The 19,063-nt window shown below is 48.2% G+C and carries 18 protein-coding genes; 8 read left to right on the top strand and 10 right to left on the bottom strand.

Annotation, left to right across the window (positions count from 1 at the left end; translation table 11 throughout):
• Nucleotides 1-28: 28 nt before the first annotated feature.
• Nucleotides 29-1,810 carry a 1-deoxy-D-xylulose-5-phosphate synthase gene (locus H0G69_RS04280; protein ID WP_180305275.1) on the bottom strand — a complete coding sequence of 594 codons (1,782 nt, stop codon included), beginning with the start codon at nucleotides 1,808-1,810 and terminating at the stop codon, nucleotides 29-31.
• A 155-nt stretch (nucleotides 1,811-1,965) separates the two neighbouring features.
• On the opposite strand from H0G69_RS04280, the gene H0G69_RS04275 reads away from it, so the two are divergent.
• Genes H0G69_RS04275 through H0G69_RS04265 form a run of 3 tightly spaced genes read left to right on the top strand, consistent with a single transcriptional unit; the run spans nucleotide 1,966 to nucleotide 5,181 of the window.
• Nucleotides 1,966-3,186 carry a DUF2075 domain-containing protein gene (locus tag H0G69_RS04275; protein ID WP_180305274.1) on the top strand — a complete coding sequence of 407 codons (1,221 nt, stop codon included), beginning with the start codon at nucleotides 1,966-1,968 and terminating at the stop codon, nucleotides 3,184-3,186.
• 22 nt (nucleotides 3,187-3,208) lie between these two features.
• Complete coding sequence (locus H0G69_RS04270) at nucleotides 3,209-3,916, top strand: TVP38/TMEM64 family protein (protein WP_180305273.1); 708 nt, start codon at nucleotides 3,209-3,211, stop codon at nucleotides 3,914-3,916.
• Nucleotides 3,917-3,954: 38 nt separating this feature from the next.
• Nucleotides 3,955-5,181, top strand: coding sequence for an MFS transporter (locus H0G69_RS04265; protein ID WP_275691267.1), 1,227 nt, complete (start codon nucleotides 3,955-3,957; stop codon nucleotides 5,179-5,181).
• Between the two features lie 65 nt (nucleotides 5,182-5,246).
• Here the strand turns inward: H0G69_RS04265 and H0G69_RS04260 are convergent, their stop codons facing one another.
• The 4 genes from H0G69_RS04260 to H0G69_RS04245 form a co-directional block, all read right to left on the bottom strand.
• Complete coding sequence (locus H0G69_RS04260) at nucleotides 5,247-6,992, bottom strand: glycerophosphodiester phosphodiesterase (protein WP_180305271.1); 1,746 nt, start codon at nucleotides 6,990-6,992, stop codon at nucleotides 5,247-5,249.
• Nucleotides 6,993-7,095: 103 nt separating this feature from the next.
• The gene (yjeM, locus tag H0G69_RS04255) at nucleotides 7,096-8,604 is read right to left on the bottom strand and encodes a glutamate/gamma-aminobutyrate family transporter YjeM (RefSeq protein ID WP_180305270.1); all 1,509 of its coding nucleotides are present in this window, start codon (nucleotides 8,602-8,604) and stop codon (nucleotides 7,096-7,098) included.
• A 167-nt stretch (nucleotides 8,605-8,771) separates the two neighbouring features.
• Nucleotides 8,772-9,119, bottom strand: a complete 348-nt coding sequence (locus tag H0G69_RS04250; RefSeq protein ID WP_240164375.1) for a fluoride efflux transporter FluC — start codon at nucleotides 9,117-9,119, stop codon at nucleotides 8,772-8,774.
• Nucleotides 9,120-9,123: 4 nt separating this feature from the next.
• Complete coding sequence (locus H0G69_RS04245) at nucleotides 9,124-9,489, bottom strand: fluoride efflux transporter FluC (RefSeq protein WP_052669285.1); 366 nt, start codon at nucleotides 9,487-9,489, stop codon at nucleotides 9,124-9,126.
• 118 nt (nucleotides 9,490-9,607) lie between these two features.
• Here H0G69_RS04245 and H0G69_RS04240 point away from each other — a divergent pair, with 118 nt between their 5' ends.
• The 3 genes from H0G69_RS04240 to H0G69_RS04230 all read left to right on the top strand — a co-directional run bounded on the left by H0G69_RS04240 (nucleotide 9,608) and on the right by H0G69_RS04230 (nucleotide 12,442).
• Nucleotides 9,608-9,997 carry a VOC family protein gene (locus H0G69_RS04240; protein WP_180305269.1) on the top strand — a complete coding sequence of 130 codons (390 nt, stop codon included), beginning with the start codon at nucleotides 9,608-9,610 and terminating at the stop codon, nucleotides 9,995-9,997.
• Between the two features lie 73 nt (nucleotides 9,998-10,070).
• Nucleotides 10,071-10,604 carry a GNAT family N-acetyltransferase gene (locus tag H0G69_RS04235; RefSeq protein ID WP_225431116.1) on the top strand — a complete coding sequence of 178 codons (534 nt, stop codon included), beginning with the start codon at nucleotides 10,071-10,073 and terminating at the stop codon, nucleotides 10,602-10,604.
• A gap of 77 nt (nucleotides 10,605-10,681) precedes the next feature.
• Entirely contained in the window at nucleotides 10,682-12,442 is a 1,761-nt protein-coding gene (locus tag H0G69_RS04230) for an ABC1 kinase family protein (protein ID WP_370761433.1), read from the top strand.
• Between the two features lie 34 nt (nucleotides 12,443-12,476).
• On the opposite strand, the gene H0G69_RS04225 is transcribed toward H0G69_RS04230, so the two are convergent.
• Genes H0G69_RS04225 through H0G69_RS04205 form a run of 5 tightly spaced genes read right to left on the bottom strand, consistent with a single transcriptional unit; the run spans nucleotide 12,477 to nucleotide 16,536 of the window.
• Nucleotides 12,477-13,166: a 3'-5' exonuclease family protein gene (locus H0G69_RS04225; RefSeq protein ID WP_180305268.1), complete on the bottom strand. Its 690-nt coding sequence runs from the start codon at nucleotides 13,164-13,166 to the stop codon at nucleotides 12,477-12,479.
• Nucleotides 13,167-13,185: 19 nt separating this feature from the next.
• Nucleotides 13,186-13,608 (bottom strand): Rib/alpha-like domain-containing protein, encoded by a 423-nt coding sequence (locus H0G69_RS04220; protein WP_180305267.1) that lies wholly within the window; start codon nucleotides 13,606-13,608, stop codon nucleotides 13,186-13,188.
• Between the two features lie 13 nt (nucleotides 13,609-13,621).
• Nucleotides 13,622-14,815 (bottom strand): AbiH family protein, encoded by a 1,194-nt coding sequence (locus tag H0G69_RS04215; RefSeq protein ID WP_180305266.1) that lies wholly within the window; start codon nucleotides 14,813-14,815, stop codon nucleotides 13,622-13,624.
• Between the two features lie 55 nt (nucleotides 14,816-14,870).
• A complete protein-coding gene (locus tag H0G69_RS04210) occupies nucleotides 14,871-15,299 on the bottom strand; it encodes a CopY/TcrY family copper transport repressor (protein WP_033935354.1) in 429 nt (142 codons plus the stop codon).
• A 16-nt stretch (nucleotides 15,300-15,315) separates the two neighbouring features.
• On the bottom strand, nucleotides 15,316-16,536 hold the full coding sequence (locus H0G69_RS04205) for an FIVAR domain-containing protein (protein ID WP_180305265.1): 1,221 nt from the start codon (nucleotides 16,534-16,536) through the stop codon (nucleotides 15,316-15,318).
• 144 nt (nucleotides 16,537-16,680) lie between these two features.
• Here H0G69_RS04205 and H0G69_RS04200 point away from each other — a divergent pair, with 144 nt between their 5' ends.
• Nucleotides 16,681-18,087: a hemolysin family protein gene (locus tag H0G69_RS04200; RefSeq protein WP_180305264.1), complete on the top strand. Its 1,407-nt coding sequence runs from the start codon at nucleotides 16,681-16,683 to the stop codon at nucleotides 18,085-18,087.
• Between the two features lie 133 nt (nucleotides 18,088-18,220).
• Complete coding sequence (locus H0G69_RS04195) at nucleotides 18,221-18,658, top strand: hypothetical protein (RefSeq protein WP_180305263.1); 438 nt, start codon at nucleotides 18,221-18,223, stop codon at nucleotides 18,656-18,658.
• The last annotated feature ends 405 nt before the right edge of the window (nucleotides 18,659-19,063 follow it).

Below are 19,063 nucleotides of genomic sequence, written 5' to 3'. Positions count from 1 at the left end.
GCTTTTTGCCAATTGTCAAGCAGATGGCTTAGTAAATTGCCGAGTGGACGACGCGTTCGATATCATCAACGATCTGTTCCGGCGTCAGATGATACCATTCATAGAGTACTTCCAGCGGCACGTTGTCAGCAAACTCACGTGGCGCGCCAAAGTTTAAGACTTTCATGTTGGTTGGTCCATAGTAGCGGTCGATCGTTTCGCCAAAGCCGCCGCTTAAATTACCGTCTTCAATCGTAACGACGATGTCATGATCCTCTTGCAGATAGTGCAGATCACGCTGGTCAATGCTGGTAACTGACTTAGGATTGATCAAGGTGGCATCGATATTGAGCTTTTCCTTCAGCTGCCGACAGACCTCTTCACCCAGCTGCCAGAAACCGCCCACGGCCATGATAGCAACCTCGCTACCATGATGAGCAATGTCATAGTCAATCGTCGCATAGCTGTCTTGGGAAGGCGTGCCGTGCAGCAGTTCGTGTTCTGGCTGCCGGATAACCACTGGCGTATCGTTTTGCTTTAATGCCCAGCGCAGCATGGAGATCATTTCTTCGACGTTGGTTGGCGCCAGATATTCAATGTTTGGCAGACTGCTGATGTATGAGATGTCAAACGTGCCTTGATGTGTGGCCGATCCCGAAGAAATCGTGCCCCCACGAACGATCATGACAATTGGATATTCGTTTAAGGCCACGTCATGTACCAATTGATCATAGGCGCGCTGTAAAAACGTGCTGCTCTCAAAAAGAACCGGCCGCGCGCCGCCAGCTGCCATAGCCACCGCTGTCGTTACCGAATCTTGTTCAGCAATTCCAACATCAAAATAACGATCAGCATGGGCAGCTTTAAAGCGACCGAGATCAAACATCCCAGGAATCGCAGCATTAATGGCAACAACCGGCTTACCAGCTTCAACCTGGGCGTTAAGCTCATCAATCACGGCCGCGCTGTAGCTTTCTTTTGGTGCCGACTGCTTGCTTTCACCGGTCTGCAGGTCAAATGGTGCCCGCCAGTGGTATTTCTTTTGATCATCGATGGCTGGCTGATAGCCCTTGCCTTTTTGCGTATTAACGTGCAAAACGATTGGATGGTCGATGTTTTTGACCTCTTTAAAGACATCAATCATCGTCTTTAGATCGTTGCCGTCTGCCACGTAGCGATAATCCAGCCCCATGAACTTAAAGATGTTGTTGGCCGATTGTCCCTGCGTGTCGCGTAATTCCTTTAAGCCGCGGTACAAGCCGCCTTGATCTTCATCAATCGACATCTGATTGTCATTGACCAAAATGATCAGATTGCTCTTAAGCTTGGCAGCGTTATTTAGGCCTTCAAATGCAAGCCCACCGGAAAGTGAACCATCGCCAATGACGGCTACCACGTTTTCATGACTGTCAGGACTTACCAGATCACGAGCCTGCGCCATCCCGACTGCCAAAGCGATTGACGTGGAAGTATGCCCCACCTTAAAGAAATCATGCGGACTCTCACTTGGATCGGTGTAGCCGCTGACATCTTCATAATGATCAGGATCCAAAAATCCCAGTTTGCGGCCCGTCAGCATTTTATGTGCATAGCTTTGATGCGAAACATCCCAGATCACTTTATCGTGTGGGGAGTCAAACACATAATGAAACGCAATCGTCAGCTCCATCACGCCCAGGTTAGGACCGACATGCCCGCCGACTGCACTGTCACGTTCAAGCACCAGCTGCCGCATTTCTTGAGCCAATTCCTTGAGCTGATCCAGGTTCATCGATTTGATGTCTTGGGGCTCATTGACTTCGTTTATCAGGAAATCCGGATGTTGATTCATTTCTTCCACCTCTCAAATTTACAAACGATCTTCTTAGCTATCTATTTTACAACACTTCATGAAAGAAAGAAAACGGTTGGTAATTCCTTTAATTTGACGGCAACCAAAAAGATTCGTAACATTAAGTAAGCATTGTTTTAGAAAGGAGGAGCAGGATGTCAAACCAAGCCATCGAAAAGCTGTCACCATTTAAAAACCTGACTGACGAACAGGCTCAGCTGGTCGATGAGGTGATTTTTTTTGCCAAGCAGCACTTAACGCAGGATTTTCCCGCTGTCTATACGATCCTGGGTGATGCCGGCACCGGTAAGAGCGTCGTCTTGTCGCACCTGTTTGCTCGTCTGCAGCAGGCCGCCCGGGTTCAGTCAGACAGTCCTTTTTACGGGACGCACAACTATTTTTTGGTCAACCATCCCGAAGTCCTCAAAGTCTACAAACAGATTGCCGGACCGATCAAAACTTTGTTAAAAAAAGACTATCAGCGGCCAACCTCGTTTATCAATCAGCTGGACAAAAACAACGCCAGTGCCGACATTGTAGTTATTGACGAGGCGCATCTATTGTTAAGCAAGCCTGATCACTATAATAATTTCTACCATGAAAATCAGCTGCTTGAGATCATTAAGCGCGCTAAGGTCGTTGTTTTGGTATTTGATCAGTATCAGGTTCTGCGCATGAAGAGCTTTTGGACTTTGGATCGCTTAAATGAGCTGATCGCGCCTTATCCACACCAAAGCTATCAGCTCAAGCACCAGTTTCGCATGACGGCTTCTGACGATCTGATTGCCTGGTTCAACCAGCTGACCAACGGCTTGATTGAGCCCCTGCCTAAAAACGCTTGTGATCACTATGATTTTCGTATTTTTGACGACGCGGAAAAGATGCGGCAGCTGATCGTCAAGCGCAACCAAGAAGTCGGCCTGTCCAGAATTCTTTCAACATCTGGCTATCCTTCAACCCTTGATGGCGGCAAGCACTACATCTGTGAAGGCGACTTTAAAATGCCTTGGGACCAGTACAACTTTACCGCCACACCATGGGCTGAGCTGCCGCAAACCATTGACGAGGTCGGCTCAATCTATACCTGCCAGGGTTTTGATCTCAATTATGCCGGCATCATCATTGGGCCAGTAATCAGCCAAAAGCCTGGTACCAATCAGCTGCAGGTCAATCTGGATCGCTTTACCGATACCGAGGCCTTTAAAAAGCGTGCTGACTTGACGGATCCCGACCAGATCATTCATTATGAGAAGCGAATGATCCTAAACGCCTTAAACGTAATCTTAAAACGCGGCGTTAAAGGAACCTATCTGTACGCTCATGATCCGCTGCTGCGCCAAACGCTTTTTGAGCTGAGCCAGGCACTGAACGCCTAACCGATAGAAAGAAGATGCCCCGATGCCTCAAAAACTACATCTTAACAGTCGCTGGCTGACGATTCTGGCCGGCATCTTTGCCATGATCGTCTTGATTAAGGTCGGTTTTGACTACTGGCCAGAAATCAAGCTGCTGATGCATCCGACCCACGAACACCGCGTCATGCTTACTAAGATGATTCGTGATCACGGGGCCAAGGACTTTCTGCTTTTAATGATGGTCATCGCGCTGCTTAATGCGATCCCAGGCATGTCGATTGCTGCGGTATGTATTTTAGCCGGCGTCTGCTATGGACCTTGGATCGGCCTTTTGATCAGCTGGAGCGGCAACATCCTGGGAAATCTGGCAGTTGCCTTGCTGTTTAGCCGCGTGCACCTGTCACAAAAACTCAAGAAGCATCAGCTGCTGCAAAAACTGCTCAACCAACCCCACCCGCGTCTCGGCTTGATTATCGGCTATATGATTCCAGCCATTCCCAACGCACTGGTCAACTACTCGGGAGTCCGGCTTAAGGTCTCACCGACACAGATGCTACCCTTGATTGCGCTGGGAATGCTGCCGTGCTCGTTTGTCTACTCGTTTGGCGGCAATGCAATTTTTAGCGAGAACCTTGCTCAGCTGGTGGTTTTCGCGATCTTAATCATCATTTTGGCGCTTGTTTCAGTTGGTGCCCACCAGCATCATAAACGCGCCAGCAGTCAAATCAAACAAAAACAGCTGAGCGACTAAAACGGAAATGCGACCCAGCGTCCATTCCCGCTTTCTTTTTGCCAAATTATTTTAATAAGGAGTTTTTTATGAGTTCGCAATCAAAACGGACCATCTTGATTTTATTGGTCTGTCAGTTTCTAATCTGCCTTGGCATGAGTCTGATCTTCCCCGTCATGCCATTTATCAAAAAAGAGTATGGCTTTTCAGCCTTTGAAATGGGATTGATGTCTTCGTTGTTTGCCTTGGTTCAATTCATTGGCTCCCCAATCGTCGGGCGCATCTCTGACAAAATCGGTCGTAAGCCGTTGATCGTCTGGGGACTGTTGGTTTTCGGCCTGGCCGAGTTTGTTTTTGCTCTGGCTGGTCACCTTTTCTGGTTCAATCTTTCACGGGCGTTTGATGGACTGTCAGCAGCCATGGTCGTGCCGACTTCAATGGCATTGGCTGCCGATCTGACCTCATTGAAGGACCGTGCCAAGGTAATCGGCTGGCTGTCGGCTTCCTTTAGCGGTGGGCTGATTCTTGGGCCCGGCCTTGGCGGCATCTTAGCCAACTTCGGCTATAAGGTGCCATTTTGGATTGCCGGTATTCTTGGACTGATCAGTACTCTGGTGGCCTGGCTTTTACTGCCAAGCGATCAAAATGAGGAATTCAAATCGCATACCGAAGACGTTCAAAAGGATCTGCAGGACAGCACTTGGACGCAGGTTAAGTCGCTGCTCAGTCCGGCAATGACGACCGCGTTTTTAATGATTTTTGTCGCGGCATTTGGACTGGCCGGCTTTGAAAGCATCTACAGTCTTTACGTCAATGAGGTTCACCAATTCGGGCTGGGCGCAATTGCCACCGTTCTGACGCTAAACGGGATCATCTCTTTGATTCTACAGGTCTTTTTCTTTGAACGCATGGTACTCTGGCTAGGCGAGGTCAAGCTGGTGCGCTGGGCTTTTTTGCTGAGTGCAGTTGGAACGGTCGTTGTCATTTATGATCACTCGCATTGGCAGATCATCATCGCCACCCTGGTCGTATTTGAAGCCTTTGATTTGCTGCGGCCCGCAATTACGACGCTTTTGACCAAAATGAGCGAGCAGAATCAAGGTCTTTTAAACGGCATCAACATGTCACTGACCAGCGTTGGCAACATTATCGGTCCTTTGATCTCTGGGGCGCTGCTGGATATCAACTACCAGTACCCGTACCTGGTCGTGGTAATGTTTTTGGTAGTTGCCTTTTTGATCAGTTTTGTTTTGAGCAGAATGATTGCTCGCCATCAGTTTGGCTAATATAACACTAAAAATGGCACTGGCTGCAGATCCAGTGCCATTTTTTAATCAAGGTCGCTGCTTTGCTAACGGCGACCATCAATCAGGTTATGCCAGTTATACGCAACGTTGAGCTGAGCTGCCAGCCGTGATGCGTAGTCGTGATGGCGTTCGGCATCTTTTAGCGCTATGTCTAAGGCCTTTAGATTATCCGTAACGATGCCATCGACTCCCATTAAGGCAGCCTGACGCATGGTATCAGGATCATCAACCGTCCAGACGCAGATTGGCTGGTGCTTAAAATGCAGCTGCGCAATCAGCAGTGGATTGAGCATCGAATATTCAACGTTCCAGCCGACATGTCTTGATGGCCAGCCTAAAACGTAGGGCTGAATCGCCATGACTGCAAGCTTGGGATTCAATCGATGCAGCTTTTGGACCGCGTAAAGATCCATTGAGTGCAGCCAGGCATGATTCTGCTGCAGCTGTCTGCCATAGCGTTGGTTGAAATGCTGCAGCATCCGTGGCGAATCAGCCGGGGTCGTTTTGATCTCAACCAAAAGTTTTTGCCGGTGTTTTTGGGCAAATTCCAAGTACTGATCGAAACTAACCAGGTGTGCGCGGTGCCCGTTTTCATCAGCCGCCAGCCCCTGCAGCTGCTTAAGAGTTAATTGACGCGGCTTGCGGTTGATCCCCGTCAACTGGCGCAGATTCTCGTCATGCATCACTACGAATTTCTGATCGGCCGTTTCGTGAACGTCAATCTCAATATAATCAGGATGCAGCTGCCGTGTTTTTTCCGCAGCCGGCAAAGTGTTCTGCACGCCATCTTTCTGCGTGACGCCCCGATGCGAGATAGCCACGGGCTGATGCCAAGCGGCCGGCAGACTGACGACACTGGTCATTAAGATCAACACTGTAATCACCAGCCAGCTTCCTTTGCCCAGCCAGATGGGAAAATCAGCTGCCGGCAGATTTTTAAACCTTTCATCTGATGATTGCCGGCTAAGCACCATGACCACCAGCGCGCCGGCCAACAGCCAAAAACCGCCGCCAAGCATCAACGAGCGAAAAATGATCGCGATTCCCCACACCCATTTCCCAGGAAATATTTCCAACCCGCTTAAAATCAGCAGCAGCAAATGATTAAGTCCCCAGCCAAGCAGGCTCAAAATCAGCACTCCGCCCAACGTACTCAGCACGTTTGCTAATCCTTGCCAGCCAGCGTTTGGGTTTTGCCGTGCCTGTTTAAGCGTGATCTGATCGGCTGCCATTGCAACCAAGTCAGGCAGCGTTAAAAAACCAATCGTCAGCACCACCAGATAGAGCAGCACTGCTATGATCAGCAGCCAGGTTTTGCGCGTCAAAAAATCAAGCATCAATGCCGGATAATTTAGGTGTCCCCAACGCAATGCACAGAACAACCCCTGGCCCAGCGGCATCAGCCATAAAAAATTGACCAGCACCAGCATTTCCCAGTCTGGTCGCAGCCAAAAGGACATGTCTTTCAACAACACCGACCAGGCAAAACGGCGCTGACTAAGCAGAGTGATGCCGTAAATAGCCAGCCCCCAGACGATGCTTAGCCAGACCAGCCATAGACAAAGACCGCCAAGACTCCCCAGCAGGACCAGGGGATGCGCCGCTAAAAGCTCCATGGCCGTCAGCTTGGAGACGACTGGTACCCGCCCTTGCTGCATCAGACTAGTCATGATCAGTTTAAAAAGCGGCCCGACGATTACTTGATCAATCAGCACGATCATCAATAAAAAGCCGCTATAGCTCAGCCAATGACCAGTATATTCGGCCAGATTGGCTTTGATTTTTCCCATCAACAAATATCCTTTCAATTATGATTCATTATCATCTTAACCCAGGCCGTCGCAAAGTAAAAGGACTCGCTCGTTTGATACGAGGAGTCCTTTGCTGTTTTTCTTAGTTTTGCTGTTTTTCTGCCTTGAAGCCATGCTTTTGTGCATTTGCATAAAAGGCCCAGGCAACCAGGCCAAAGAAGATTGGTCCAAATACCGTCCAAAATGCGGTTTGATAGTCATGATCCAAGATTGGCTGCAGACAGGTAAAGATAATGCCGATCGCTACGACTAGCCAAACGATCGCTGAAGCCCAGTTGGCCGCCCGCTGCGTCTTAAAGAACACAAATGGCCGATCCAGGTCCTTGATCTTCTTAAAGAATGGGAAGGCCCCGACTAAGAACAGGTATGGTGCCGAGGTTGCCACGTTGGACATATCAGTCAGAATCAGATAAAACTGTTGCGCGGCCGAACCACCAAAGCTGACGGCAAAGATGATCACACAGATGACGATTGCCTGCATCCACATGGCAAAAGCTGGCATATCATGCTTGTTGAGCTTAGTCATCTTAGCTGGCCAAAGTCTTGGATCAGAGCCCATGATAAAGGACTTGATCGGTGAATAGACCATCACGAAGAATGAGCCAATGTAAGCCAGCCACATTGCCAGACCGGTAAACCGCGTGAGGAGATTGCCCAGCAGCACCGCCGTGGCATGCGACAGCCCCAAAGAACTGCCCAAGACCAGCCCGACGTTGTTCATCAGGGCGTAGGAGATGTTGCCAAGGTTGACGTTTTCTTTACCTAAAACGCGCTCCCAGTTGGTTGACATCCCCCACATAAAGATCATCAACGCATATAGAACCGTAATTACGATCATGCCGATCATCAATGCTCTTGGGAACGTCTTTTCTGGTTTTTCAACCGAATCCATGACGCCCCCCATTGACTCCATGCCACCATAGGCAAAGACGGCATAGACCATGAACGAAACGACGGCGACTCCAGATTGGAACTGTGGATTAGGCGAAGCAACAAACGAGTGCAGGCCATGAATCGGCTGCATCATCGCGCCATGATTGCAGATCCAAATGATTAGACTGGCGACAATAAAGACACCGCTTAAGATCATGACGAAAGTTCCGCCCACGGCCCCAACCTTGGCAATCTTGTCGACCCCGCGGCTGCCCATGTAGGTAACGAAAATCATCCACAAGATAGCCAAAATGCCGACAAACTGCGTGGAGGTCAAGCCAAAGAAATTCCAGTTCTGCGTTTTGTCTGAACCAAAGAAAAAGGCTGACATTGGAATCCAAACCTTGGCAGCTGTCGAGACCATCCAGACAACCCATGAACACAGCCAGATAAAGGTTCCGATAAAGGCCATCTTTTCGCCAATTGAAACCTTCAGCCATGAATAGATGCCCCCTTTGGCACTCTTCAAAGCCGAGCCGTATTCAGCAAACATCAAAGACGATGGCAGGAAAAAGAACAAAGCTGCCAGAATATACCAAATAATCGAGGCATAGCCCATTTGATCATAAGCAACGGTCGTATTGGCGAAACCAAATACGCACGTAAAAATCATCATGGTCAAATTAGCCAGCCCGATTTTCTTTTTATCTTGCTCCATTGCAAAATAACCCCTAACTTAATGAATAATTGCTGCCTAAACCAGTTAAGCTTATATGCATAATTATACTACTTTTATTTGATTTTAGGGGCAAAAGCAGAAAACAGATCCCACTTTTTGTTTAAACCAACAAAAAAATCTTAGATGAAACGAATATAAAATGTATTTTATACGCACATTCCCAGCCAGGCAAATCCCAGCCCACCCAGTACGCTGATCAGCATGTATCCCCACCAGCGAGCGGTTTTGCCTTCATCAAGCATCGCCAGCAGCTCTGTATTAAAGGTCGAAAAGGTCGTATAGCCACCCAATAATCCAGTCGTTAAAAAAAGGCGCAGACTGTCTGTCATTGCAATGTTTGACAGCCACCCAATCAAAAAAGAGCCGGTCAGATTAATGAATAAAGTTGCGATTGGCCAGCCAGATCGGCCCCATTTTTTCCAAGTCAGCGTCAAGATCCAGCGCAAGGCTGCCCCCAAGCTGGCTCCCAAACCGATTAAAAGTATTTCCGTCATGGTTTTACTCCTGATTCAAGCGCAGTGCCAGTTTAAAGCCGCCTAGTGCCATCAAAAAGCCGCCCAGCAGGTTAATCGTCAAAAAGCCGACGCCAGCCAAAAAAGAATGCTGCAGCAGTTGAACCGACTGCAGCGAAAACGTGCCAAACGTCGTAAAAGAACCGACTAAACCAGTACCGATTCCTAGATTCAGCCAGCCGGTCAGCTGCTCTTTTAAGACGGCATGATAGGTTAGAAAAGCCAGTAGAAAACTACCAACCAGATTAACCAGAATCGTCCCCCAAAAGCTGCCCCAGAGCTGACCGCAGCCTGCGCGCAGACAGCCACCGACAAATGCAAACAGCATCACGCTAAGCAGATTTTTAGTCAAGATTACTCACTTCCCTTTTGAATTCAAACAGTCTGTTTAAGCTTATCATAGACTGTTCAAGCCAGATCATGAGTTCTATAATTAATTCGATCAATAAATTGAAATGAGGTCTCAACCTATGAAAATGCGTCGTATCGATCACGTCGTCCTAACCGTCAGTGATCTTGAACAGTCCCGCCGTTTCTATCATGAAGTCTTTGACATGCCGGTAATCGACCAGCAGACCAAGCCTGGTGTCGTTACCCTGCGCTGTGGGCATCAGCTGATTCGCCTGCAAAAAGCCGATCGTGATGCCCTGGTAGCCCGCAAGCCAACCATTGGCAGTGCGGATCTCTGCTTGGTTGCCAATGACCCGATTGATGCTATTTTGCACCACTTAAAAAGCTACTATGTCGATGTAATTGCCGGCCCAGTTGATCGGCTTGGCGCAGAAGGTCCCATGCAGTCGATCTACCTGCACGATCCCGACCAAAACCTGATTGAAATTGCAGTTTATGAAAATAAATAATTTCTACTTGGCAAATTAAAAAAATAGGCTTAAACTTTTAAAGCTTATCTTAAATTTCAAGAGGTGAAGAAAAGTGAGTGAAGCTATTTACATGCGCAAGGCTACTTTAAACGATCTGGATACGGTAATGGAAATCGTTGAAAATGCCCGCGCGCTTTTGAAGGCTGACGGTAGCGAACAATGGCAGGGAGAAGACGGCTACCCGACGCGCTTGACCTTTCAAATGGATATCGAAGGCGGCTGCTGCTGGCTTTTGATGTATGGCAACGAAATCGTTGGGACGGCAACTCTGATGACGCAAGGCGATGCTCATTACATGCATATCGTCAATGGTAAATGGAATCGTCCTGGTCACCCGTTTGCCACGATTCACCGCGTTGCAATCTCTGGCAAATACCGCGGTAAGCATTTTGCCAACTACATTATGAGCCATATGATCACGCTGGCTTATGACGCTGGGGTCCGCAACTTCCGCATTGCTACTCACGATAAAAACGACCGTGTTCACAACCTGGTGCAGAACTTCGGCTTCGTTAAGCGGGGACAAGTCTACACCGGCCCAACCGATCGCGACCTGCGCAACGTCTATGAACTGAATCTCGACTAAAAACAAGTACTCTTCGTCAACGCGGGGAGTGCTTGTTTTGCTATAATGAAGCTAATGATTTATCAAATAAGGACGTGATTTTTCTGAATGAAGAAAATACAACGATCAGCCAAAAGACTCGTCTCAAGCAGATCATTAAAGTCTTAAATCAACATTCGTTTCTAACCAACTTTTATCGGCAAAAACACCCAGAAGAGATCCGGCAGGCTTTAGAGGAGCTGGGGCCAACCTTTATTAAGATCGGTCAGCTGCTGTCGACTCGCCCCGATCTGGTCTCACCAGACTACATCAAGGAACTGCGTCAGCTGCAAGATCAGGTTGACGTTGACTCATATGCGACCGTTGAACAGACTTTTGAAGAACAGACCGGCAAGCGAATTGAAGATGTTTTTCAGACATTCGATCAGACGCCTTTTGCCTCAGCTTCAATTGGACAAACGCATCATGCCACGCTTTTTGATGGTACGAAAGTCGTCGTCAAGGTCCAGCACCCTGCCGTTACTCAATTAGTGCAGACCGATCTGGCATTGTTTAAACGCGCGTTAGGCATGGCCGAGCACGTTCCAATTGATTTTTCGGTAATTGATCCTAAACGAGTTTTAGACGAGCTGAGTACATCTTTGCTTCATGAGATCGATACGACGACTGAGGTTCAAAACGGCCAGGAATTTTACCGGCTCAACAACGGCTTTGATATCATCGAAGTGCCCAAAGTCTATCCTCAGTACTGCACGCAAAAGATTCTGGTCAATGAAGCCATGCCGGGAAAAAGCATCAAGCATTTGATGAACGAAAAAATGCCGCTTGATGAAACCAGCGCGGCCAGGCTTAAAGAACGCAATCATTATCTGGCGCATGTTCTGGTCGAAAATTTTATCAAGCAGGTTTTCGAGGATCATTTTTTTCATGCCGATCCGCACCCAGGCAATGTTTTGTTTTACGACCTGCCCAAAGATGATCCCAAGCGCAATGCAATGGCAAAGGATCTCAATTACCAAAAACAGCTGGGCCGTCACGAAATCGAAATTCAAAAGGATCATCCCTTGCCGCCCTATCGCTTGGTCTACCTTGACTTTGGCATGATGGGACGCCTTTCACCTAGTTTAACGGACGGCATTGCTCAGGTTGTAATCGCCCTTAACACCAAAAGCGCCCGCCAGGTTGGTCAAGCAATTCTCGGCATCTGTAATCGGACTGGCGAGGTTGATGAGCAGGAATTCTATAGTCAGCTGACCGGTTTTTTGGCTCCTTATCTCAACACGGGCTTAGGCGGTATCGATCTGCCGGCAATGCTGTTTCAGATCATCTCGCTGTGCCGACAGAACAATCTGCAGGTCAAGCCTGAAGTCACGCTTTTGATCAAGGCATTCAGCTCAATTGAAGGCATCGTAGCCGCGCTTGATCCTGAAATGTCATTGATGGAGGTTGCCAAGCCATTTGCCAAAAAATATCTGCTCAAGCACTTCAACTGGAGGGACTCACTAGAAAGCAGCATTTGGCAGGCCCGGCAAACCGCCCTCGATTCGATAGCTATTCCTTCGCGCATCAATGATCTGCTGGAGGTTTTAAGTACTGGTCAAGCTAAGATCAACTTCCAGTACAAAGATCAGGCTCGTGTCTTACGAAATCTGGAGCGCATGCTGAATCGGCTTTTGATCGTCATCGTCTTAGCGGCAATCATCTTGGGCTCTTCAATTCTGGTTGAAGGCAGTGCTGGTCATCCCGCCATCTTCAAGCTGGGGACGGCCGGCTACACGATTGCCATCATTATCATCATTGGCCTTTTTTTAGGCGAGCTGTACCGCTATCTTAAGAAACATCATAAAAAACGCTTCTAACGAAAAATTCCCGCTCAGATCGAACGGGAATTTTTTAATGCAGAATTTTATTTAAATCCAGCGCGTAAAACTGGAGAATCTTATCAATCATCAAGACGTCATGATCGGCCAAATGAGGCTTAGGATGCTGCAGCTGCAAGAGATCGCACATCCTGGCCAGACTGATGCCTGAGCTTTTCTCAAATACGTCGCTGCTGATGATCTTCTCTAGATCCAATGGCTGAATTCTGGTCCAAGAACGACTGGTTTCCGCCAGCTGCAGGCGATTGGCCTCTTGATTGAGCACGCTAAGATCCAAGCGATTGTCCCAGCTGACCAGGTAGTCGGGCTGCACACGATCGATAAACCTTAACACCTTTTTCAAAACGCTGGCTACCGTAAGCCGTTCTGCTTCTGAATAGCGCAGATCAAGGCGTTTCAACAGACTCAGCTGATCTTTGGGCGTCATTTTGCTGCTGAACACATAATAATTGAATGTATCATTCTGACCATAGACACGGCCGGCAATCTGGCCCAGCCGCGTGGTTCCCGGCATCTGGGGCTGGCCATCGCAATAGAACTCCAGATCAAGACTGAGCAGCCTGGCTGGACCATTAACGATTTCGTGAACCTGTTTGAGCGTCGTGACCGCGTTGGCAGCTGACAAGGCGTTTTTCGGCTGGTGCTGCCAATTGGGCCGTTCCAAACTAATCAGTTCGCTTAGGCTGGTTTTACTGTTTTCCACGCCATCCCCTCCAGTCGTCTTATTGCCGATGCCTGGACAGTCCCTTCTTGACCGCCTTGACCAACAGTCCGATTCCCGCAAACGCATCGACCATCGTACCGCGCTGATTGCCTGACAGAATGGTTCCCGGCGTGCGCTTGTTTTGCTGATCAAATTGAATCGAGACGTTTTGACTGGGTCCTTTTTGCTTTACCGGTCGCGGCAGCACCTCGATTGGCACCTTGACCGCTGCTTGTGAGGCATCTGGATACTCAACCATGATCGTTGCCTGCGTCAGTCCCGGCGTTTCTAGCACCGGCTTTTTCTGCCAGCTAAATCTGGTTTCTGGCGGCAGCTCGCTTAAATTGGCGATTCCTTCTCTGGGAGCCAGCGAATCACCTGACATATAGACGATTTTACGCGTTTCGATTGCAAACTTGCCGGCCATCGCAATTCTGGTCATAAAAATTCTCCTTTCAGTATTCAAGCGTCAAAATCTTGACCTGACTGCCCTCACCCAAAAGCCAGGTCAGCATTCGCTTCTGCATGGCCAGTTCTTCGGGCGGCTCGCCTTGAAAGACGAACAGAATTACCTGCTTGAGCTGATGAGCCGTCTTGAACAGATCACTTAAGATGCCGTGATCAGCCCGCAAAGAATGGCCCATGATAACAATCGTGGCAATGTCTTCTGGATAGACGTCATTGGGCAGTTTGATCTTAAACGGCCGAAATGCATTTGCCGCGGTATAGGCCAGCACCTGAGGATCAATGCGTTTTTTAGCACAGCGGCTGGCAATCGCATCAATCAGCCACTGGCGCCGCGTTTGCCACTGCTCAAAAAAGCGGGTTGCAAAATAGCGGCTGGTAACGGGCATATCGCTGTCAAGCGTATAGAGCAGCGAGATAATCTCTTGATCGCCAAAGACCGGATACAAGCGCCGCCAGCCATAATAATAGGCATCATAGTTTCTAAAGGCAGCCAGTGTTTTTTCATCAAGCGGCTGCCAGCCATTCTGCTGCCAGGCCCAGCGTTTAAAATCAAGAATGTCGCGTCGGTAGCCCTTGGTCGTACTGGCATATTCATAAGGCTCGCGTGCCAACACGTCATCATTGTCAACCCCAAGAATGGTCTGACCTTCCAAAAGCGACCCATGCAGATAGTAGATATTCGCTGGCCAGACGTCATATAGCTGCTGTGCCGTATCAGTATAGTTAAAGTTTAAAACCGCGCCAGCCTGACTTAAAAATTCCCGCGCGGTTTGTGAACGCGTAGGGTCGCTGACTAAGACGCGTTCTCGCTCCGTCCGCAGATAACGGGAGAATTCATGCTCAAAGCGGCGAATCGCCCGCGTGCTGCGCTGCTGAACCATCACGCCCGCTCCTGGCATCTTACGCGTCGCACTTAGCTGATAGGCATTTTCAGCCGCCACGCGAATCTGGGCCTCGACATCCGACCAGCGGACCTGCTGACTGCGGGCGCGGCGATTAAAATGAACGATCTCATCCAGCGGCGTCGTTCCCACGTGCTGCCAAAAATCCTGATAGCGGCTCTTAAAGCCATGAAAAAGATCAAAGCCATTGCCAAGAACTACCAGCAGCTGATCTTGATCATGGTGCTGGTCAACGAACAATGACTGATCCAGCTCTGGGGGCACGATCACCAGCGACACTTCCTTTCAGCGCGTCTTGCCGATAGCATCATTGTTTAGACAAGACTTGACGGTATCAGTTCATATCCTCACAGCGCATTCCCGGAACACAGTCGCAGGGAACCTCAACCGGTGCCACTGCGGCTTTTTGGGTCAGCAGTTCCTGCAGCTGCCTGATGTCTGCTTGGCTGAGCGTGGCCCTTTCAATCACATGTGCCAGCGTCTTGCCAACGTGCATATCGCACAGATTATCGAACAGATCATCCGCAGCTTCGTTCATCGTCGGCTGTTCTTCAACGCATGGCTCATAGACAAACGCCCGCCCAACCCGCGTAGTTTTTAAGGCGCCTTTTTGAACCAGCCGGCGCAGCAGCGTTTTGACCGTGGCCGGTTTCCAAGCTACCTTGCCCTGCAGAATCTCGATCATCTGCGTACTTGTAACATGCTTGAGCGTCCAAGCTACCCGCATTACCTGCCATTCTGCCGGCGTTATCGAATTTTCCAAAAAGATCTTCCTTTCTCTACTTTAAATTGCGTTTAAAGCCCAGCATGCTACTCAACGCCGCAGTAGCCGGCTTGCTTTTTTTGGTTGAATCTGGTTTTGCTAATGTCGCCGTCTGGACCACTCCTGATTGGCCTTGAGTATGGGACGCATCATCATGACTGTTTTGAGCCGGCTTAGTTTCAGCTTCGGTATCGTTTTGATCGTCATCATTTTGAAGCATCCCGGCATCGTCATCCCTTGATTCAGCTGTGATCGGCGAAGCAGTTGAACCCTCAGACATCGGCACGAACGCCTCGATTTCTTCGCCATTTAACGTTTCATAGGTTACATCAAGCTGACTGACCAGGCGATCAGCCAGCATCTGCGTCGTCTGCGGATCAGCCAAGGCAGTCTGAGCCTCCTTAAATGCCAGATCAAACGCAGCCTGTCTGGAGTCATAGGACGCTTGATAGCGCTTGGTTTGATCAACACCGGTCATTTTAGCGACTGCTTTTTTCAGCTGCGTCAAATCACTGGTCTTGCCATTAAGGGCCTTGCGCGCTTTTAACAGTTCACTGGTCGTCAGGTCAATCGTCTCTTGGGCTGCCGACTGGAAATCAGGCGCGAGCTTTGACAGATCAGCAACCGTGACGTTCAGTTCATGGTTGGCCGCGGCTTGACTCAGCAGCTGCTTAGCCTGATCAAAGCTGGCTTTAAAGGCCTGCCGGTGTTTGGCATCCGCGTTCAGATACCGCAGCGTGGTCAGATCGTTTTGAGCGTTTTTGAAAACCAATACTAATTGACTAAAGTCGCTTTCAATCCCACTGAGTGCCGTTGCTGAATGCTGCAGCTTTTCAACGGTTTGATCAACCTGCGACTGTAACACGAATTCATCGGTCTGAATGATTTTTCGCGCGGCCGTCAACGCTTTGTTCAGCTCTTCTTTTGCCAACGGACTGGCATTGACATAACGAGCCGTCTCCATCAACAGCTCAGCGTCACTGATTGCCTGCCGCAAAACAAAAGTCGTCGTTTCTTGACCATCGAGCTTTGTAACGGCATGTGCCAGACTTTCCTGTACTTTTAAAAACTGCTTGAGCGTCACGTCGCGGTTCTGCTCCAGATCCTGCAGCTGTGCATAGGCGGCATCGAATGGCGCTTTTTGGCTGGCATTTTGATAGCGCGCGCTTTGTTTCAGCTGACGCGCTGCCGTGACCAAGATCTGCCAGTGCGCATCATCAATCAATCTAGCCGTCATCTTTTCACCATCTTCCTTTTGTATGAATGCTTTTATTCTATTATGGACCATTTCTTACATAACAAAAAGCGATTTTGCTGAATGCTGACCTTTTTATTTGCTATAATGATTGCAAAGCTAATTTTGAAAGGAAAATTGCAAAATATGGAAGTTAGTACCAGTCCCATAACACTTTTTACAATTATATTCATTCTGCTTTTAGCAGCGCTGTTTACCCTGTTGGAATATTCCTTGATCAAGGTTCGTCCAACCGAATTAAAAGAGCTCAAACAGACATCCAGCGTTCGGCGCGCCGAAAATATGATTGAGCACCTGACGGAATACCTGTCTACGGCTCAAGTCGGGGTCACGATGACGTCACTGATCTTAGGTTGGATTGGTGAGGCCTACATCACTGAATTGTTGGAAAAAGTCAATATCTTCCCTAAATCAGTGGCCAATGATTTCAGTTCGATCATCGGGATTCTGCTGTTTACTTTCCTGCACGCGGTCTTTACCGACTTGGTTCCTAAAAACATGGCAATTGACCAGCCAGTTAAGATTCTGTTGGCGATTGCCCACCCAATGACGTTTTTCCACGTAATCTTCTATCCTTTGATTTGGCTGTTTGACTGGACGGCTAAGATCATTACCAAACTGCTTGGTTTCTCAGTCAACCCAGACGAAGATATCTACACCCAAAACGAAATCGTCACCTTATCACAGGAATCCGAGCGTGCTGGTGAGATGGATAAAGAAGACGTCGTATTTATGGAACGCGCCTTTCGCATGAACGACAAGGTTGCTGATGACGTCATGGTCGACCGGACGCAGTTGAGCGTAATCGACATTACTGCTACGGTTGCAGACGCCGCTCAGCTTTATTTCCAAAAGAAGTACACGCGTTTCCCAGTCGTTGCCAATAACGATAAGGATCACATCTTAGGCTATATCTTCAGCTATGACATCATGCGGCAAAATCAGATCAACCCTAAGCAGGCTATTCGTTCGATCATGCGTAAGATTCCAATCGTCTACCAAAGCGAGGAATTAACGGACGTCTTACAGATCATGATGAAAAAACAGGTGCCAATCGTTGTTGTTCAAGACGAATATGGTGGTACGGCCGGGATTATTACCGACAAGGATATTTATGAAGAATTGTTCGGTACGGTTGGTGAAGAAATCGATCATGTTTCTTCTGACATGATTGAAAAGAAAGAGCCGGATTCAAAAGGCAACTCAACCTACCTGGTATCCGGTAAGATGCCGCTTGACGACTTTGAACGCTACTTCAACGTCCGGATTCCCCAGTTTGACCAAACCGACGTCTCAACTTTGACTGGCTTTTTCTTGGAACGTCAATACGACTTAAAGGTGGGACAACCCGTTAGAGTCGAAGATTTCAGCTTCACGCCATTGGATTTGAAGAATGCTTACGTCAGTCAGTTCAAGGTAGTTCAAATCAAGCCGAAAAAGAAGCCGGCCAGCACTGATGAAGCTGATACCGATAAAAAGCGGCGACTAAAGCGCGATCGCAAGGATGATTCTGCAAACGACAGTGATGACTAGCCAAAATTTACAAAGACTTTACTCGTGAAAGCGGGTCAAAGTCTTTTTTTGATGCTAAAATTGAGATGCTCCAATGGTTTTGCCACATCAGTAGTTTATTCATGACTACTTCCCCATTTTAGGGGGTCATTTTATGCACGATCGAATCCTTATACCTGTTACCACATGTTCTTTTAACCGTGAAATCGATCCAGCATTTGCCAATCATCTCAAACGGCTGATCCAGGCTCATTCCAATGCCAGCTTTATGCTTTTGTACATTTTTGAGCCACGCGACTGCCGCAGGCTGGCCGCCGGATTGCCAAATCTTGATCCAGACTTAATGATAAACCTGGCCGCGCACCAACTGACGCAAATTGAACGCTTGCTTCAAGGTGTCGGTGCCCACCAGATTGAGCATCAATTGGCAGTTGGCGATCAATATTTGGTTGTCAGCCAGTTGATTCAAGAAAACGGCTTTGAGCCGGTCGTTGCGCCTTGGCAGCCAAAGTGGTGGCAACGCGGTTGGCGGCATCTGTCCCGTCCTGCTCACTTAATTACCAATGACCTTTTGCTCTTAAACGTCCAATAATCATCAAATAATTTATCAGCATCGTCGACTCGGATTGTTTCGGGTCGGCGATGTTTTGTTTTAAATTCTGTAAACTGCCACGACCAACATCCAAACAATCGCCATTCAATCATTGATCTGTCGCGCCTGCTTGCCCTGGTTAATTTTATTAAGCAGTTTCCTTTGTAATTTTTAGGTTATTTTAAGCTTTTTAGCGTTAATTAAAACTATCTACCTGCCAACGTTTAGCGATAATTCGAACTATTATAGTTTTAACACCGGTTATTGTTCGCTTAATAGTGTGAAATAAAGCTGATCAGCCGTCTTTATTTAATTAGTTGTTTGCTTTGTATCGTTTTTGTAAATTTGAACCTTACGTGTTTTTTACGGAAAACCGTCTTTTTTCTTTACGTTTCTGCCTTAAAT

Origin of the sequence: Limosilactobacillus mucosae (assembly GCF_013423865.1) — a bacterium.
In the GTDB taxonomy this organism is placed as follows: Bacteria; Bacillota; Bacilli; order Lactobacillales; family Lactobacillaceae; genus Limosilactobacillus; species Limosilactobacillus mucosae.
The sequence above is the reverse complement of the archived record's forward strand: the minus strand, read 5'-3'. Positions and strand labels throughout refer to the sequence as shown.

Coding starts and splice junctions, on each gene's coding strand:
- H0G69_RS04280 (WP_180305275.1), bottom strand. CDS start 1,810: ATGAATCAACATCCGGATTTCCTGATAAACGAAGTCAATGAGCCCCAA.
- H0G69_RS04275 (WP_180305274.1), top strand. CDS start 1,966: ATGTCAAACCAAGCCATCGAAAAGCTGTCACCATTTAAAAACCTGACT.
- H0G69_RS04270 (WP_180305273.1), top strand. CDS start 3,209: ATGCCTCAAAAACTACATCTTAACAGTCGCTGGCTGACGATTCTGGCC.
- H0G69_RS04260 (WP_180305271.1), bottom strand. CDS start 6,992: ATGGGAAAAATCAAAGCCAATCTGGCCGAATATACTGGTCATTGGCTG.
- yjeM (WP_180305270.1), bottom strand. CDS start 8,604: ATGGAGCAAGATAAAAAGAAAATCGGGCTGGCTAATTTGACCATGATG.
- H0G69_RS04250 (WP_240164375.1), bottom strand. CDS start 9,119: ATGACGGAAATACTTTTAATCGGTTTGGGAGCCAGCTTGGGGGCAGCC.
- H0G69_RS04240 (WP_180305269.1), top strand. CDS start 9,608: ATGAAAATGCGTCGTATCGATCACGTCGTCCTAACCGTCAGTGATCTT.
- H0G69_RS04220 (WP_180305267.1), bottom strand. CDS start 13,608: ATGACCAGAATTGCGATGGCCGGCAAGTTTGCAATCGAAACGCGTAAA.
- H0G69_RS04205 (WP_180305265.1), bottom strand. CDS start 16,536: ATGACGGCTAGATTGATTGATGATGCGCACTGGCAGATCTTGGTCACG.
- H0G69_RS04200 (WP_180305264.1), top strand. CDS start 16,681: ATGGAAGTTAGTACCAGTCCCATAACACTTTTTACAATTATATTCATT.
- H0G69_RS04195 (WP_180305263.1), top strand. CDS start 18,221: ATGCACGATCGAATCCTTATACCTGTTACCACATGTTCTTTTAACCGT.